Origin of the sequence: Streptomyces albireticuli, from assembly GCF_021228125.1 — a bacterium.
GTDB lineage: Bacteria > Actinomycetota > Actinomycetes > Streptomycetales > Streptomycetaceae > Streptomyces > Streptomyces albireticuli.
In genome coordinates this window covers 52,162-68,867 of sequence record NZ_JAJQQS010000004.1, presented here as the reverse complement: position 1 = coordinate 68,867, position 16,706 = coordinate 52,162, and the positions used below count along the sequence as shown (strand labels likewise).

General features: G+C 74.6%; 15 protein-coding genes. 9 read left to right on the top strand and 6 right to left on the bottom strand.

Features of this window, described 5'->3' with window-relative positions; all coding sequences use genetic code 11:
* Positions 1-35 precede the first annotated feature (35 nt).
* On the top strand, positions 36-1,208 hold the full coding sequence (locus tag LUZ64_RS08660; protein WP_095582283.1) for an acyl-CoA dehydrogenase family protein: 1,173 nt from the start codon (positions 36-38) through the stop codon (positions 1,206-1,208).
* A 148-nt stretch (positions 1,209-1,356) separates the two neighbouring features.
* Here LUZ64_RS08660 and LUZ64_RS08655 read toward each other — a convergent pair whose 3' ends face one another.
* Together LUZ64_RS08655 and LUZ64_RS08650 are read right to left on the bottom strand one after the other, a co-directional pair.
* The gene (locus LUZ64_RS08655) at positions 1,357-1,539 is read right to left on the bottom strand and encodes a hypothetical protein (RefSeq protein WP_095582282.1); all 183 of its coding nucleotides are present in this window, start codon (positions 1,537-1,539) and stop codon (positions 1,357-1,359) included.
* A gap of 125 nt (positions 1,540-1,664) precedes the next feature.
* A complete protein-coding gene (locus LUZ64_RS08650; RefSeq protein WP_095582281.1) occupies positions 1,665-2,036 on the bottom strand; it encodes a hypothetical protein in 372 nt (123 codons plus the stop codon).
* Between the two features lie 196 nt (positions 2,037-2,232).
* On the opposite strand from LUZ64_RS08650, the gene LUZ64_RS08645 reads away from it, so the two are divergent.
* From LUZ64_RS08645 to fxsA, 5 genes are all read left to right on the top strand, one after another.
* A complete protein-coding gene (locus LUZ64_RS08645; protein ID WP_087929064.1) occupies positions 2,233-2,676 on the top strand; it encodes an Lrp/AsnC family transcriptional regulator in 444 nt (147 codons plus the stop codon).
* Between the two features lie 109 nt (positions 2,677-2,785).
* Positions 2,786-4,447, top strand: a complete 1,662-nt coding sequence (locus LUZ64_RS08640) for an amidohydrolase (RefSeq protein ID WP_095582280.1) — start codon at positions 2,786-2,788, stop codon at positions 4,445-4,447.
* 501 nt (positions 4,448-4,948) lie between these two features.
* Positions 4,949-6,679, top strand: coding sequence for an apolipoprotein N-acyltransferase (lnt, locus tag LUZ64_RS08635; protein ID WP_095582279.1), 1,731 nt, complete (start codon positions 4,949-4,951; stop codon positions 6,677-6,679).
* Positions 6,676-7,437: a polyprenol monophosphomannose synthase gene (locus tag LUZ64_RS08630; RefSeq protein WP_095582278.1), complete on the top strand. Its 762-nt coding sequence runs from the start codon at positions 6,676-6,678 to the stop codon at positions 7,435-7,437. Before lnt ends, LUZ64_RS08630 begins: the two co-directional genes overlap by 4 nt.
* Before the next feature lie 71 nt (positions 7,438-7,508).
* A complete protein-coding gene (gene fxsA, locus LUZ64_RS08625; protein WP_095582277.1) occupies positions 7,509-8,084 on the top strand; it encodes an FxsA family membrane protein in 576 nt (191 codons plus the stop codon).
* A gap of 317 nt (positions 8,085-8,401) precedes the next feature.
* On the opposite strand, the gene LUZ64_RS08620 is transcribed toward fxsA, so the two are convergent.
* Both LUZ64_RS08620 and yczE read right to left on the bottom strand, forming a co-directional pair.
* Positions 8,402-8,776 (bottom strand): RNA polymerase-binding protein RbpA, encoded by a 375-nt coding sequence (locus LUZ64_RS08620; protein WP_087929069.1) that lies wholly within the window; start codon positions 8,774-8,776, stop codon positions 8,402-8,404.
* A gap of 257 nt (positions 8,777-9,033) precedes the next feature.
* Positions 9,034-9,831, bottom strand: a complete 798-nt coding sequence (yczE, locus tag LUZ64_RS08615) for a membrane protein YczE (protein WP_443728950.1) — start codon at positions 9,829-9,831, stop codon at positions 9,034-9,036.
* A gap of 174 nt (positions 9,832-10,005) precedes the next feature.
* On the opposite strand from yczE, the gene LUZ64_RS08610 reads away from it, so the two are divergent.
* Entirely contained in the window at positions 10,006-11,514 is a 1,509-nt protein-coding gene (locus tag LUZ64_RS08610; RefSeq protein WP_095582276.1) for an SCO1417 family PLP biosynthesis transcription factor, read from the top strand.
* On the opposite strand, the gene LUZ64_RS08605 is transcribed toward LUZ64_RS08610, so the two are convergent.
* Both LUZ64_RS08605 and LUZ64_RS08600 read right to left on the bottom strand, forming a co-directional pair.
* The gene (locus tag LUZ64_RS08605; protein WP_095582275.1) at positions 11,502-13,286 is read right to left on the bottom strand and encodes a hypothetical protein; all 1,785 of its coding nucleotides are present in this window, start codon (positions 13,284-13,286) and stop codon (positions 11,502-11,504) included. The two genes, LUZ64_RS08610 and LUZ64_RS08605, sit on opposite strands and share 13 nt — an antisense overlap.
* A 76-nt stretch (positions 13,287-13,362) precedes the next feature.
* Positions 13,363-13,557: a hypothetical protein gene (locus LUZ64_RS08600; protein WP_087929071.1), complete on the bottom strand. Its 195-nt coding sequence runs from the start codon at positions 13,555-13,557 to the stop codon at positions 13,363-13,365.
* A gap of 413 nt (positions 13,558-13,970) precedes the next feature.
* Here LUZ64_RS08600 and LUZ64_RS08595 point away from each other — a divergent pair, with 413 nt between their 5' ends.
* Entirely contained in the window at positions 13,971-14,384 is a 414-nt protein-coding gene (locus LUZ64_RS08595; protein ID WP_095582274.1) for an ankyrin repeat domain-containing protein, read from the top strand.
* A 321-nt stretch (positions 14,385-14,705) separates the two neighbouring features.
* A complete protein-coding gene (locus LUZ64_RS08590) occupies positions 14,706-16,706 on the top strand; it encodes a glycoside hydrolase (RefSeq protein ID WP_095582273.1) in 2,001 nt (666 codons plus the stop codon).

The window sequence follows — 16,706 nt, the reverse complement described above, 5'->3', positions numbered from 1 at the left end:
TCGTCGCAGCGCCCGACAGGGAGGAGAGCGCCGCCATGACAGACCACGGCCCGCAGCCGGTGGAGCGTCAGCTGCCCACCGAGGAGTCACGGGACCTGATCGCGCTCGTGCGCGACCTGGTGCAGCGCGAGATCGAGCCGCGCGCCGCCGAGGAGGAGGACGCCGGCCACTTCCCCCGCGAGGTCTTCCGGCTGCTCTCCGCCGCGGGGCTGCTCGCCCTTCCGTACGCCGAGGAGCACGGCGGCGGCGACCAGCCGTACGAGGTCTACCTCCAGGTCCTGGAGGAGCTCGCGGCGGCCCGGCTCACCGTCGGCCTCGGGGTCAGCGTGCACACCCTGGCCTGCCACGCCCTCGCCGGATACGGCACCAAGGAGCAGCAGGCGGAGCACCTCCCGGCGATGCTCGGCGGCGGCCTGCTCGGCGCCTACTGCCTCTCCGAGCCGTCCGCCGGCTCCGACGCCGCCTCGCTGCGCACCCGCGCCACCCGCGACGGCGACACCTGGACCCTCGAGGGCACCAAGGCGTGGATCACCCACGGCGGCATCGCGGACTTCTACACCGTCCTCGCCCGCACCGGCGGCGAGGGCGCCCACGGCATCACCGCCTTCCTCGTCCCCGGCGACGCGCCGGGCCTCACGGCGGCCCCGCCGGAGCGGAAGATGGGGATGAAGGGCTCGCCCACGGCCCAGCTGCACTTCGACGGCGTCCAGGTGTCCGACGCGCGCCGCCTCGGCGAGGAGGGGCAGGGCTTCGCGATCGCGCTGTCCGCCCTGGACTCCGGTCGGCTCGGCATCTCCGCCTGCGCCGTCGGCATCGCCCAGGCCGCCCTGGACGAGGCGCTGGCCTTCCTCGCCGGGCGCCGGCAGTTCGGCCGGCCGCTCGCGGACTTCCAGGGACTCCGCTTTATGCTCGCGGACCTGGCGACGCAGATCGAGGCGGGCCGCTCCCTCTACCTGGCCGCGGCCCGGCTGCGCGACGCGGGCCTGCCCTTCGCCAAGCAGGCGGCCATGGCCAAGCTCTTCTGCACCGACGCGGCGATGCGCGTGACCACCGACGCCGTCCAGCTGCTCGGCGGCTACGGCTACACCGCGGACTTCCCCGTCGAGCGCTATATGCGCGAGGCCAAGGTGCTCCAGATCGTCGAGGGCACCAACCAGATCCAGCGGATGGTCGTCGCCCGCCACCTCGCGGGACCCGAGTCCCGCTGAGCGGCGGTGCGCAAGGGTGGAGCAGCCCGCTCCACCCGATCGGGTGACGGCCGCCCCGCACCGGGGCGCCGGTGGCGTCCGCGCGGGACGATGCCCGTATGAACACCGGTCGGAGCACGCCCCCTCTGGTCAGGTGCCCCCACTGCCGTCAGCCGATGTGGTGGGACGTCACATATCCGTACGCCCCGCTGTGGTACTGCCCGGCCTGCGTCCACCCCCCGGAGCGGCGGCGCAGCGCGTACGCCGCGCCGCCCCGGTGCCCCGAGGGGTGCGCGAGTGCCGTGATCCAGACCGGTGACGACGGCAGCAGGCAGTTCGTCTGCCACCGCAAATGAGCGCTCCCGGATACGGGGACCGGGCGCGGGTGCCGGGCAGGATCGGGCACGGGTCGGGCGAGGACCGGTCATGGGCCGGTCATGGGCCCGTCATGGGGCGGCCGTGGGGCCGGGCGCGGCGTCAGGCGCGGCGCCGCATCCCCGGGACACGGAGCGGGCGGGAGCCGGGGCCGCCGATGTGCGAGAAGGGCTGGGTGCGCCAGTCGAGGCTCTCCGGCAGCGTCAGCAGCAGGGCCGCGTCGAGCTCCTGGGAGTCCAGCGACTCCGTCACCGGGGCGGCCTCCTCCACGGCGCGGCCGGATCCGGCGCAGACCGTGAGCCCGAAGGGGTTCCACGGCGATGGGCACTGCGCGTGCTCGGGGAGCACGTCCTCGTCCGCGAGCAGTGCGATCGGGCGCGCGCAGTCCGGGCACGTCACCCGGAACATCGCGGTGATGTCATAAGGCTCGTACAGGCTGCCGTCGCCCTCATTGAGGCGTTCCAGGCTGGGCATATTCTTTCTCCCCCTCGGATGGGCCGGCCAGGCACCTCGGCCTCGGCCACAGCAAGCACTTCCCTCGTCGCGTGTCAGGTAATCGCCCGACCCGGTAGGACACGGGTGCATAGGCGTGTTGTTCATCACATGGTCCGCGCGGGCGTCCGGGCCGTCGACTGTGCCGGGCGGCCCCTGACCCAGTAGGTTGATCCGCGTGGAGGAGCTGGACAGAGAAATCGTGGAACTGCTCGTCAAGGACGGGCGGATGAGCTACACCGACCTGGGGAAGGCCACCGGCCTGTCCACCTCGGCGGTGCACCAGCGCGTGCGCCGGCTCGAACAGCGCGGTGTCATCCGCGGATACGCGGCCGTGGTCGACCCCGAGGCCGTCGGGCTGCCCCTGACCGCGTTCATCTCGGTGAAGCCCTTCGACCCCAGCGCCCCCGACGACATCGCGGACCGGCTCGCCGAGATCCCCGAGATCGAGGCGTGCCACAGCGTCGCGGGCGACGAGAACTACATCCTCAAGGTCCGGGTGGCCACGCCGCTGGAGCTGGAGCACCTGCTGGCGCACATCCGGTCGCTGGCCGGCGTGTCGACGCGGACGACGATCGTCCTGTCCACGCCGTACGAGGCGCGGCCGCCCCGCGTGGGGTGACCCGGACCCGCCACGGGTACCCGGGCCGGGGCCCGCGCGGAAGGCGGGCGGGCCCGGTCCGCCCCGCCCCGGTGACGGGAAGCGGCCGCGCGGGGGTCAGACTGAAGCCATGAGTGAGCGCCCTGACATGCCCCGCCACGAAGCCCGAACCGTCCTGCTGCGCAACGGCACCGTCCACAGCCCCGCCGACCCCTTCGCCACCGCGATGGTCGTCGAGCGCGGCGGCGTCGCCTGGGTCGGCTCCGAAGGCGCGGCGGACTCCTTCGCCGACGGCGTGGACGAGGTCGTGGACCTCGACGGCGCGCTCGTCACCCCGGCGTTCACCGACGCACATGTGCACACCACCGCCACCGGTCTCGCCCTCACCGGCCTGGACCTCACCGGCGTCCCCACCCTCGCCGACGCCCTGGCACGGGTACGGGCCCACGCGGCCGCCCGGCCCGCCGACCGGGTGCTCCTCGGCCACGGCTGGGACGCCAGCGCCTGGCCCGAGCACCGGCCCCCGTCCCGCCGCGAGCTCGACGAGGCCACCGGCGGCCGCCCGCTCTACCTCACCCGCGCCGACGTCCACTCCGCCGTCGTCACCACCGCCCTGATCGACCTGGTCCCCGCCGTCTCCGGGCTGCCCGGGCACGTCCTGGACGCCCCGCTGACCGGCGACGCCCACCACGCCGTGCGGGCCGCCGCGTACGCCGGCCTCACCCCCGGCCAGCGCGCCGAGGCGCAGACCGCGGCCCTCGACCGGGCCGCCTCGCTCGGCATCGGCTCCCTGCACGAGTGCGCCGGACCGCAGATCTCCGGCACCGAAGACCTCACCGCGCTGCTGGCCCTGGCGGCCGGCCGCCCCGGCCCCCGCGTCGTCGGCTACTGGGCCGAGGCCGTCGCGTCCGCGAACGACGCGAGCCGGATCCGGGAACTCGGCGCGATCGGCGCGGCCGGCGACCTCTTCGTCGACGGCTCCCTCGGCTCGCACACCGCCTGCCTCCACGAGCCCTACGCCGACGGCCCGCACGCCGGTCACACCGGCACCGCCCACCTCGACGCCGCCGCCGTCGCCGCGCACGTCACCGCCTGCACCGAGGCGGGTCTCCAGGCCGGCTTCCACGCCATCGGCGACGCCGCCCTCACCGCCGTCGTCGAGGGCGTACGGGCCGCCGCGGAGACGCTCGGGCTCGCCCGCGTCCGCGCCGCCCGGCACCGCGTCGAGCACGCCGAGATGCTCACCCCCGAGCACATCGCCGCCTTCGCCGAGCTCGCCCTCACCGCCTCCGTCCAGCCCGCCTTCGACGCCGCCTGGGGCGGTGACGACGCCCTCTACGCCCAGCGCCTGGGCGTGGACCGGGCCCGCACCCTCAACCCGTACGCGGCCCTGCTGCGCGCCGGCGTGCCGCTGGCCCTCGGCTCGGACAGCCCGGTCACCCCGCTCGACCCGTGGGGCACCGTCCGTGCCGCCGCCTTCCACCGCACCCCCGAGCACCGGATCTCGGTCCGGGCCGCCTTCACCGCCCACACCCGCGGCGGCTGGCGGGCGATCGGCCGGGACGACGCGGGTGTCCTGGTGCCCGGCGCCCCCGCCGACTACGCGGTCTGGGAGTCCGGCGACCTCGTCGTACAGGTGCCGGACCACCGTGTCGCCAGCTGGTCGACGGACCCGCGCTCCGGCACGCCCGGCCTGCCCGACCTCACGCCCGGCACCCCGCTCCCGGTGTGCCTCCGCACCGTCGTGGGCGGCCGCACCGTGTACACGGCGCACGGGCGTCCGAACGAGTGAGACGGCGCGCGCCGCGTACCGCCGAACGACGTGCCGTCGGCCTGTCGCCGCGCGTGATCATTCGCCGTACTGACCTGCTGATTTATGGCATATGCCCAGGTCGTGGAGGTGTTGACAGGGTGCGGTCGACGGCGGGTAGGTTCGGCGTCGTCCACCACAGGACGTCCGGCCGGGGAACCTCCACACAGTCGTCGAACGCCGCTGGGCCATGGGGCGGTGCGCCGGAGAGGCGCTCCGCCACTGGCAGCCAGGTCCAGCGCACGGGGGCGAGGGAAGGTTCCGCCAGGCCGGCAGGTGCGACCCGGGTGGGGCCCGGACGTTCAGTAGACAACGGCTCTAGGCCGACCCGCAGCCAGCGGGTCCCAGGTCGGCCCGAAGGACGCCGGGCCCCCATTCGACGCCCCGCGCGCGGGGGCGCCTTTACCCGAGCCCAGCCTCCGGGGGGTCCCCGGAGCGTTGTACGGTCGGCTCATCACCGCTCAGCTTCAGGAAGGCGCGACCGTGCCCCCGGGTCCCGAAACCACCGCCGACGACACGTCCGCGCCCGTCGGTGAGGCGGCGCCCGACGCCCCGCGCCCCCCGCGTCCCTCCCGCACGGTCCGGCTCGGCCGGCTCGCGCGCCGTGAGGCGCCCCGGACCGGGCTCGCGGTGCTCGCGGGCCTCGCGCTCGCGCTGTCCTTCCCGCCGTACGACCTGTGGCCGCTGTCGGTCGTCGCCGTGGCGGCCCTGGCCCTGCTCACGCGCGGGCGCACCTTCCGGCAGGGTGCCTGGACGGGCTTCGCGTTCGGGCTGCCGTTCTTCTTCGTCCTGCTGCGCTGGCTGCGGGTGGTCGGCTACGACGCCGTGGCCGGCCTCTCCGTCATCGAAGCCCTCTTCCTCGCCGTGCTCGGCGCGGGCCTGGCCCTCGTCTCCCGGCTGCCCGGGTGGCCGCTGTGGGGCGGGTGCCTGTGGGTGGCCGAGGAGCTGGCCCGGGACCGGCTGCCGTTCGGCGGCTTCCCCTGGGGGCGGCTGGCCTTCGCCAACACCGCCTCGCCCTTCACCCCGCTCGCCGCCCTCGGCGGCGCCCCGCTGGTCACCTTCGCCGTCGCCCTCGCGGGCGGCCTCCTCGCCTTCGCGCCGGCGGCCCTGGCCGGGGCGCGCGTGTCCGCCGCCCGGGAGGCCGGGACCGACGCCCCTGAAGCCCCCGGCACCTCCGGCCCGGCCGGCCGCGGCCCCGGCGTCGTCCGGGCGGCGCTGCCCGGTGTGGAGGCCCTGGCGCTGGCCGCCGCCGTGGTGCTCGCCGGATACGCCGTGCCCGTCCCCACGAAGGCGGACGACACGGTCGACGTCGCGCTGGTCCAGGGCAACGTCCAGAACCCGGGCATGGACTTCCTGGGCCGCCCGATGATGATCCTCGACAACCACGTCGAGGCCACCCTCGCGCTGGCGAAGGACATCAAGGAGGGCCGCGCCCGCAAGCCCGACCTGGTGATCTGGCCGGAGAACTCCTCCGACCTGGACCCCTTCCGCTACGGGCAGGCGTACGCCCGCATCGAGGAGGCCGTCAAGGCGGTCGGCGTACCGGTCCTCGTCGGCGCCCTCGTCGACCACGCCGGCAAGAGCGGCTACGTCGACAACAACGGCATCGTCTGGGACCCGAGGACGGGGCCCGGCGCCTCCTACACCAAGCAGCACCCGGTGCCCTTCGGCGAGTACGTGCCCTTCCGGGACCAGCTCAGCAAGGTCATCACCCGCCTCCAGCGTGTCCAGCGCGACTTCTACCCCGGCGACCACACCGGGGTGCTCCAGATCGGGCCGGCCCGGCTCGGGGACGTCATCTGCTTCGAGGTGGCCTACGACGAGATCGTCCGCGACACCGTGAAGGCGGGCGCGCGCGCCCTGGTCGTCCAGACGAACAACGCCACGTACGGTCGCACCGGCCAGCCCGAGCAGCAGCTCGCGATGTCCCGGCTGCGGGCCGTCGAGCACGGCCGGGCCGTGGTGACGGTGGCCACCAGCGGTATCAGCGCGGTGGTCGCGCCCGACGGCGAGGTGCTCCGGCGGAGCGAGGAATTCACCCGGGACGTCATCGAGGCGCGCATCCCACTGAGGGACGGCACCACCGTCGCCGACCGCGTGGGTGCGGGACCCGAATGGGCGCTCGCTATGGTGGGCCTTCTGTCCTGCGCGGCCGCATCCCTGATCGGCCGTCGGGCACGTAGGGACGAGCCGAAGAAGAAGGGGCAGCAGTGAACGACGGTGGTCAGCGGAGATACGGTCCGCTCGGCAGGACCTTGGTGATCATTCCGACCTACAACGAGGCGGAGAACATCAAGTCCATCGTCGCCCGGGTGCGGTCGGCGGTACCGGAGGCGCACGTCCTGGTCGCGGACGACAACAGCCCCGACGGCACCGGCAAGCTGGCCGACGAGCTGGCGGGTGACGACGCTCACGTCAAGGTGCTGCACCGCAAGGGCAAGGAGGGGCTCGGCGCCGCCTATCTGGCCGGCTTCCGCTGGGGCCTCGACAACGACTACGGCGTCCTCGTGGAGATGGACGCCGACGGCTCCCACCAGCCCGAGGAGCTGCCGCGGCTGCTCACCGCCCTCAAGGGCGCGGACCTGGTGCTGGGCTCCCGCTGGGTGCCCGGCGGCCGGGTGGTGAACTGGCCGAAGTCCCGCGAGATCCTCTCCCGGGGCGGCTCGACCTACTCCCGGCTGCTGCTGGACGTGCCGATCCGCGATGTCACCGGCGGTTTCCGGGCGTTCCGCCGGGAGACCCTGGAGGGCCTGGGCATGGAGGAGGTCGCCTCGCAGGGCTACTGCTTCCAGGTCGACCTCGCCTGGCGCGCGGTCAAGGCGGGCTTCCACGTGGTGGAGGTGCCCATCACCTTCGTCGAGCGGGAGCTGGGCGACAGCAAGATGAGCCGGGACATCGTCGCGGAGGCGCTGTGGCGGGTCACGTCGTGGGGCGTCGGCTCGCGGGTCGGCAAGGTCCTCGGCAACAAGTAGCCGCGCGGGGGCCGTAAGCGGCCCATAAGTGCCGGGCCCGGGTTCCGCCGTGGTCCAGGCACACTTGAGGCATGACCTTCGGAGTACCCCAGCAGCCCTCCCAGCAGCCCTCGGACGGCCGGCCGCCCCGGCGCGGCGGACGAGCCCGCAAGCTCGTCCCGCTGGGCGTGGCGGCCTGGGCCGTGCTGGAGATCTGGCTGCTGGTCCTGGTCGCCGACGCGGCGGGTGGGCTGACCGTCCTCGCCCTGCTCGTCGGCGGTGTGATCGCCGGATCCTATGTGATCAAGCGGGCCGGGCGGCGCGCCTGGAAGCGGCTGACCGTCTCGCTCCAGCCCGGCGGCGCCGTGTCCGAGCCGACGCCGGGGAGCGGCGGCAACGGCCTGACGATGCTCGGCGGACTGCTGATCATCCTGCCGGGCCTGCTCTCCGACGCCGCCGGTCTGCTCTGCCTGTTCCCGCCGACCCGCGCGCTGCTGCGCAAGGGCCTGGAGCGGCGCCTGGGCCGTCCGGCGGCTCCCGGCACCCTCGGGGACGCCTTCCAGCAGGCGCGGATGAGCCGGCCGGACGGCAAGGTCGTCCAGGGCGAGGTCATCCGGGACGACCAGCCGCCGGCGCCGCGTCAGGACGGGCCCCAGCTGCCCCGCTGAGGCCGTCCCGGCGGGACGGCGAGGTTTCCGGGCCCGGCGGGGGCCCGGAAGGCGCGGAAGGGGCATACAGGGCGCGAGGCCGCCCGGCCGCGCGGCGGGGTCTTGCCCCCCCCGTGCGGGACCTGTCCGGTACAGCCGTGCCGGACGTGTCCGGTGCGGCCTTCCGCCGCGCCCCGTGCGGCCTTCGCAGCCCCCCGCCGGGGGCCGCCCCCTGGACGCAGAGCCGCGAGAAGGCGCGTGCCCGCGGCACAAAGGGCCCGGGGCCACTGCTCAGCGCAGTGGCCCCGGGCCCTTGATCGTGCTTCTCAGTGCCGCTCTCAGGCGGACTTGCGGTTGTCCCGCGGATGCACGGCGATGTTCATGGCACCGGAGCGCAGGACGGCCAGCCGCTCGGCCAGCACCTCCTCCAGCTCCTCGCGGGTACGCCGCTCCATGAGCATGTCCCAGTGCGTACGCGCGGGCTTGCCCTTCTTCTCCTCAGGACCATCGCCGTCCACCAGGAGTGCCACGGCGCCGCACGCCTTGCACTCCCACTCCGGCGGAATCTCCGCCTCTACCGAGAACGGCATCTCAAATCGATGCCCGTTCGGGCATGCGTACTCCACCGCCTGGCGCGGGGCCAGATCGATGCCGCGGTCGGTCTCGTAGCTGGTAACCACAAGTCGCGTGCCGCGGAGAGCTCGCTCACTCATGAATCGTGCCTCCCGGGCTTGGTCGCCCACAGGACAGGTGTCGCTGTCGTCGTCATCCGGTCAACGTCCGGTCGGCGGTGAAGATTCCCGTTTCAGGGACATGCGTCGCCCGTCGTGCCGCCCCTTGTTGTACCCACCAGCGCCCGTTTTGTCACATCTGGCAACGGATGTCACCCTGCGTTTCTGTCCGTTTAGCGCGCAGTAACGGTCCATCCGGTGGGTCGAAGGCGTACACTACCGGCCCGCCACCCGGGTGCCTAAACCAGGTCCGGAACTTCGCGCGCCGTGACCGCCGGGGGCGTGCCGCCGGTGGCCGCCGCAGGTGCCGGAGCGGGCGCCTCCGCGGCTGCCGTGGCGGGTGCCGCGCCGGGCCCCGCGGGCGTGGCCGGGGGCTCCGCCGGCGCGAAGGCGCGCAGGAAGAACTGCGACAGCGGGCCGATGGCCAGCGCGTACAGCACCGTGCCGGCGCCCACCGTGCCGCCGAGGGCGAACCCGGTCGCCAGCACCGCCACCTCGATGCACGTCCGGACCAGCCGCACCGAGCGCCCCGTCCGCCGGTGCAGACCCGTCATCAGGCCGTCGCGCGGCCCCGCGCCGAACCGCGCCGAGATGTAGAGCCCCGTCGCCACCGCGCACAGCGCGATCGCGAAGACCAGCAGCGGGATCCGCGCCCACAGCGAGCCCGGCGCCGGTACCAGGAACAAGGTGGCGTCCATGGCCGGGCCGATCACCAGCACGTTGGAGACCGTGCCCAGCCCCGGCCGCTGCCGCAGCGGGATCCACAGCAGCAGCACCGCCGCGCCGATGACGACCGAGGCGGTGCCGATCGACAGGCCGGTGTGGCGCGCCACACCCTGGTTCAGGACGTCCCACGGCGCCAGCCCGAGCCCCGCCCGCAGCTGGAGCGCCGCGCTCACCCCGTACAGCCACAGCCCGACGTACAGCCGAAGCAGCCGGCCGGTCGGGCCCGGCCCCCCTGATGTGGTCAACGGAATCTCCCCTGCTGGTCGTGCGTGCCGGCCGCGCGGCCGGTCCGGTGGTGACGGGTGTGGCATGGGAGTGCCGTTCGCGGCCCCGGGGGCGGCGAACGGCACGGATGTGCGGCATGACGGGCGGCGCCGGCCGACGTCATGGAGCAGGCCAGTGGTGCAAGTGGCCTGCTCCATGACAGTCTGTGGACTGGATCGGGTAGTGATCCATGGCCAATCCCGGGAAGGTGGACCGGAAGCATGACTCAGTGGACTTCTTCGGTGGGGGCGCAGAAGCTCGCGCGCCTCCTCGGATCCCAGGGCGGTGGGCACGGTGTCGTCACCCCGTTCGGTGGCCGCCGGTCACCCGCCTACCGCTCCCTCGCGGACGGCATCCGGCTGCTCGTCCTCGAAGGCCGTGTCCCCGTCGCGGCGCGCCTGCCCGCCGAGCGCGAGCTCGCGGCCGCCCTGGCCGTCAGCCGCACCACCGTCGCCGCGGCCTACGAGGCGCTGCGCGGCGAGGGCTTCCTCGAGTCCCGGCGCGGCTCCGGCAGCTGGACCTCGGTGCCCGCCGGGAACCCGCTGCCCACCAGGGGCCTCGACCCGCTGCCCCCGGAGGCCGTCGGCTCCGTCATCGACCTCGGGTGCGCCGCGCTGCCCGCCCCCGAGCCGTGGCTGACCCGCGCCTTCCAGGGTGCCCTGGAGGAGCTGCCGCCCTACGCCCACACCCACGGCGACTACCCGGCCGGCCTGCCCTCCCTGCGCCAGGCCCTGGCCGACCGCTACACCGCCCGGGGCATCCCGACGATGCCCGAGCAGATCATGGTCACCACCGGCGCCATGGGCGGCGTCGCCGCCATCTGCCGGCTGATGGCCGGGCGCGGCGAGCGGGTCGCCGTCGAGTCGCCCTCGTACGCCAACGTCCTCCAGCTCATGCGCGAGGCGGGCACCCGGCTGGTGCCCGTCGCGATGGGTGACCGGCTGACCGGCTGGGACCTGCCCGCCTGGCGCCAGGTGCTCCGGGACGCCGCGCCCCGCATGGCCTATGTGATCGCCGACTTCCACAACCCGACCGGAGCGCTGGCCTCCGAGGAGCAGCGCCGGGACCTGGTCGAGGCGGCCCGCGCGGCGGGCACCGTGCTCATCGCCGACGAGACGATGACCGACCTCCTGCTCGACGACGAGGTCGACATGCCCCGCCCGGTCTGCGCCTTCGACCCGGCGGGCAGCGCCGTCGTCACGGTCGGCTCCGCCAGCAAGTCCTTCTGGGCCGGGCTGCGGATCGGCTGGGTGCGGGCCGCGCCCGACATCATCCGCACCCTCGTCGCCGCCCGCGCCTACGCCGACCTGGGCACGCCCGTCGTGGAACAGCTCGCCGTGACCTGGCTGCTGACCACCGACGGCTGGGACGCCGCCGTCGACATACGGCGTGCCACGTCGCGGGAGAACCGGGCCGCGGTCGTCGACGCGGTCCGGCGCCACCTGCCCGACTGGGAGTTCACCGTGCCGCACGGCGGCCTGACGCTGTGGGTGCGCACCGGCGGCCTGTCGGGGTCGCGGATCGCCGAGGCGGGGGAGCGGCTGGGGGTGCGGGTGCCGTCCGGGCCGAGGTTCGGTGTGGACGGGGCCTTCGAGGGGTACGTCCGGCTGCCGTTCACCGTCTCCGGGGCGGTGGCGGAACAGGCCGCGAGCCGGCTGGCCGAGGCCGCCCGCCTGGTGGCGAGCGGCGCGACCGCCGCGGTCGAGGCGCCGCGCACCTACGTGGCCTGAAGCCGCGCGGGGCCGCCGCCCGCACCGCCCGGGTGCCGGACGTCCGGATACCCGCCCGCGGGGGCCGCGCCGTCCGGGTGCCCGCCCGCCGGGTACGAGCTGTCCGGGTACGCGCCGTCCGGGTGTCCGCCCGCCGGCTGCTCCCCGTCCGGATGCCCGGCGCCCGGCCGCGCGCCGTACGCGTGCTCGTCGCCCGGGCCGCCGAACGGGTACCCCGCCCCGGCGGGCGGGCCCTGCGGTTCCGTCGCGTACGGCACCGGGACGCACGGCTCGGGCAGCAGCTCCAGCACCGCCCGGCGTTCGTACTCGGACGTGTCCTGGGCGTACGGGTCCGGGGTCGCGGGCACCTGGACGCGGAGGACGGGTCCCGAGCCCAGCCGGGCGTAGCCGCGGCCCGGCGGCACGTCCGGGGGCGGCGTGGTGGGCGGCGGCGCGCCGAGCGCGGTGCGCACCTGCCCGGGTGTGACCGCGCCGAGCACCACCCGGGCCCGGGTCTGGGCGAGGACCGGCTCGATGATCAGCCCGGCGTTGTCGAGGTGTTCGGCCACCGCGACCGTGACGTTCGCGACCCTCCCGTGGCGCAGCGGCACCTGGAGGAACTCCTGGGGGTCGGGCCGGCCCTCGCCGGCGGCCAGGTGGCTGAGCGCGCTGGGCCGGTCGACGAGGATCCACAGCGGCCGGCGGACGTCCTCCGGCACCGGGCGGCCCTGCTGCCGGGCGTGGTGGGCGGTGAGGATGCGCCGTTCCGTCTCATGGCAGGCCCACTCCAGGGTGGCCAGGGCGCCGGCGGGCGAGGACTCCACGGCCAGCACGCCCTCCCGGCCGAGCAGGCAGGAGTACTCGCCCGTGCCGCTGCCGTCGATCAGCAGCACGTCCCCGTGCGGGAGGGCCTGGAGGGCCACCGAGCGCAGCAGGGTCGTGGTGCCGGCGGCGGGCCGGCCGAGGGCCAGCAGGTGCGGCTCCGTGGAGCGCTGCCCGGTGCGCCAGACGACGGGCGGGACGTCCCGGGTCCCGGTGTCGTCGGTCACCGGCAGGGTGCGCTGGACGGAGCACGGGTCGGTGAAGCCGAGCACGGCCTCGCCGGGCACGGTCACGAACCGCTGCGCGCGGATGTCGGTGGGCAGCGGGGCCAGCGCGCTCAGGGTGAGGTGGTTGTCCTCCTCCTCCCAGTCGAAACGGTACTCCCGCCCGCGCCCCGCCTTGAGCCGGAGCAACTGCTCCACCTTGGCCCGGGATTCGGGCTCGCCGTCGGTGAAGTAGGCGGGGTAGCGCAGCTGGAGGGAGACCAGCCGGCCGAGGTGGTCGAACTCGTACTCCGTGAACGCCCGCCGCCAGTCGCCTCCGTGGGCGTACAGCGGTTCCGGGTCCTCCGGCACGGTGAGGTACGGCACCAGGGACTCGTACACCGTCCGCAGGCGCGCGTGACAGCTCTCCTCGTCGACGGTGTCCGCCGCGGCCGCGGCCCCGCGGTCCCGGCCGGCCCAGGCGGCCGCCGCCATCAGGACGACCGCGCTCAGCGTCGGCCCGTAGGGCAGCAGGGCCACGATGACCACGCACGAGGCCGCCAGCAGCAGGGTGGGGCCGCGCCGGTCCCTGGGCGTCCGCGCCCAGCGCCGCAGCCCGCCCGTGCCCAGGGCGTGCAGTCCGCGGCCGATGGTGAGGAGCGGGTGGAGCATGTCCGCCGCGTTGTCGGCCGCGGTACGGGCGAACTCCCGGCCGCGCGCGAGGGAGGCGCCGTCGCTCAGGCTGCTGGGAAGAGCTCGCCGGCCCACGTCGGTCTCCTGGTGTCGGTACGGAGGGCGGTGGTGGTCTCGGAGGCGCTGCCGGCGGCGGTGCCGGTGGCGGCGGTCAGAACTTGAGGCCGCCCAGGAGGCCCGCGAGGCTCGCGCTGCCCGCCTTGATGCTGGGGGCGATGGCCGTGGTGGAGAGGTAGAAGCCGAAGAGGGCGCACACGATGCCGTGGGAGGCCTTCAGACCGTCCTTGCGGAAGAACAGGAAGGCGACGACACCGAACAGCATGACGCCGGAGATGGACAGGATCATGACGTTCTCCTGGAGGTCGGGGTGGTCGGGACGGTCACCGCGAGTTCCTCAAGCCTCACAGAAAGTACTAATTCGGCAAAAGCGGACTTAGGTTGCTCCCCGCCCCGCCCTGCTTGATCACCAACGGTGGGGGTGCCGGGGAGAGAGGGGGTGAGGCCCGGGAACACGGCGCGAAAGGCGCTCCGCGGTGATCACCACGGAGCGCACCCCGGCACCGTCGTGCCCCGGCGGGCGGGCCCGGGATTCACCCGGACGGCCGCGTCCGGCCCCGCCGGGCCGGGCCCGTGCCCCCGGCCGGGCGGGCGACGCGCGCCGGTGGTGCCCATGATCCCCGTGTGACCGGGCGTACGTAGGGTAGGGCAGCACTCACGTGACGACCGCAGCCAGGCGCTGAACCCGGAGGACCGCACACCATGACCGAGCAGACCCCCGAGACCGAGCCCGCACACGACCCCGAGGTGCTCCAGCTCGCGGCCAAGGTCTTCGACCTGGCGCGACACGGTGACACCGACACCCTCGCGGCCTACGTGGACGCGGGCGTTCCGGTGAACCTCACCAACGACAGGGGGGATTCGCTCATCATGCTGGCCGCCTACCACGGCCACCTCGACGCCGTCCTGGCCCTGCTCCAGCGCGACGCCGACCCCAACCGCGCCAACGACCGGGGCCAGACACCGCTGGCCGGTGCCGTCTTCAAGGGCGAGGACGAGATCGTCCGCACCCTGCTCGCGCACGGCGCCGACCCGGCGGCCGGCAGCCCCTCGGCGGTCGAGGCCGCCGGAGTCTTCGGCCGCCAGGACCTCCTGGAGCTCTTCCGGGGCGAGTGACCCCTCGCGGCCGGCCCTCTCCCGTCCCGCCCTTCGCGCGGCCGGTCCGGGACGGGAGGGGCGGCCGGAACCCGCCCGCTCGGTGGGGCGAACGGGGTGCCGCCCCGACTCCGTGGCCCGCGTCCCCGGGGGCGGCGGCGCACCGGCATATGAGGGAGCGTCACTCCTGGCGGGGGCGCGCCGGCCGGGCCCTGTCCGGGGCCGGCCCACCGCCCTCACGCGGGCCGCGCGGGCGGCCGATCGCCGTGCGCACACGGCGTCATGAGGCCCGTACCGGACGGTTATTAAGTTCTTCTTAGAACCGCCCGCTATCAACTCCCCATGCACTCCTTCACTTCCCGCCGCACCGTCCGCGCCGCCGCCGTGGCACTCGCGGTCACCTTCCCGTGCGTCACCCTCACCACGTCCGCCCACGCCGTGCCGCGCCCCGCGCAGACCGCCCGCGTGCACGGCCACCTGGTGGACATCCCGGTCCGGGGCGGCACCGCCACCGTCGACACCGCGACCCTGCGCGTGACCGCCCGTACCGGCTCCGGAACCGTGGTGGAGCTCTCCGCCCCCGCCGCCGGGGCGCCCGGCGCCCCCGGTCCGGTGACCACCACCCGGGACGGCGCCCGCTGGTCGTACCCGGCCGGGGGCCTGACCGTCACCGCCCGCGCCGACCACGGCCGGCTGCTGGTCACCGTCAAGGCGACCGGCGCCGCCGACCGCACCCTCGCCTGGCCCGTCACCGGCACCGACCGGGCCTCCTCCGCGGTGCAGCTCCCACGCGGCGAAGGGCTCTCCCTGCCCGTGGCCGACCCCTTCTGGAACTCCGCCGACGCCCAGCTCACCGGCGCCGACCTGCCCATGGAGTCGGCCCTGTCCATGCCGCTGTGGGGATACACCCTCGGCGCCCGTACCGGCGCGAGCTATCTCGTGCCCACCGACATCGGCACCTCGCTGCGGCTGACGTCCGACGGCGGACGGCTGCGCACCACCGCCACCCACCGCTTCTCCCGCGCCGAGGGCACCACGGAGTACACCGTCGCCCTCGGCCTCACCGACGGCTCACCCGTCGCCCCCGCCGTCGACTACCGCGCCTGGCTGAAGGAGAACGGGCAGCTCGGCAGCCTCCGCCGCAAGGCCGACGCCAACCCGGCCACCAAGAAGCTGCTCGGCGCCTTCCACGCCTACCTGTGGGGCGACGCCCGCACCGCCGACGGCGTCCGCAAGCTGCGCGCGCTCGGCGTGGACCGCATGTGGCTCGGCTACGACGCCGACGACAAGCCCATGGACGCCGCCGCCGTCACCGCCGCCAAGAAGGCCGGCTACCTCGTCGGCCCGTACGACTCCTTCGCCAACGGGCAGGACCCGAAGACCTCCGACGCCCCCACCTCCGTCTGGCCGGACAAGGTCCACCCCGACTTCTGCGTCGGGCGCGCCGACGGCTCGCCCGAGCCCGGCTTCCACGACCGCGGCTGCTACCTCAGCTCCGAGGCGTTCGAGAAGGCCGAACCGGCCCACCACTACCTCGCCGACCGCACCCGGAAGATGACCGCCAACGGCGCCGACAGCTACTTCCTCGACGTCGACGCCGCCGGAGAGCTCTTCCGCGACCACAGCGCCGCCCACCCCATGGACAAGGCCCGCGACCGCGCCAACCGCCTCGCCCGTATGAAGCGCCTCACCGACCAGGGCCTCGTGCTCGGCTCCGAGTCCGCGGGAGCGTGGTCCAACCAGGTGCTCGCCTTCGACCACGGCTCCGGCACCCCGGTCGCCGACGGCCTGTGGAAGGCCCAGAAGGACAAGGAGAAGTGGGGCGGCTACGCCCCCGCCAAGGCCCCCGGGATCTTCTTCAAGCCCGCCGAGCTCCCCGAGGCCGTGGCCAAGGCGATGTACGACCCCGCGTACCGCGTCCCGCTCTACGAGACCGCGCTGCACGACTCCGTCGTCAACACCGAGCGCTGGGAGCTGTCCTACGACAAGCTGCCCCGCCGGAAGACCACCCGCGCCCTGCTGGCGATGCTTTACAACACCCCGCTCAACTTCGTCCTCGACGGCGACTCCCTCGACCGGCGGGGCGGCGAGCTGGCCGCGCTCCAGAAGTACTTCAAGCCCCTGCACGAGGCCGCGGGCACCGAGCCGATGACGGACTTCCGCACCCTTACCCCCGACCGCGCCGTCCAGCGGACCGTGTTCGGCGACGGCGTCCTCACGGTCACCGCGAACTTCGGCACCACCGCCCACGACGGGTTGCCGGCCGGCTGCGTCGACGCCCGGCTGCGGGGCGACGGCAAGCCGCGCCGCCTCTGCCCGGACACCGTGAACACCGACGGCTGA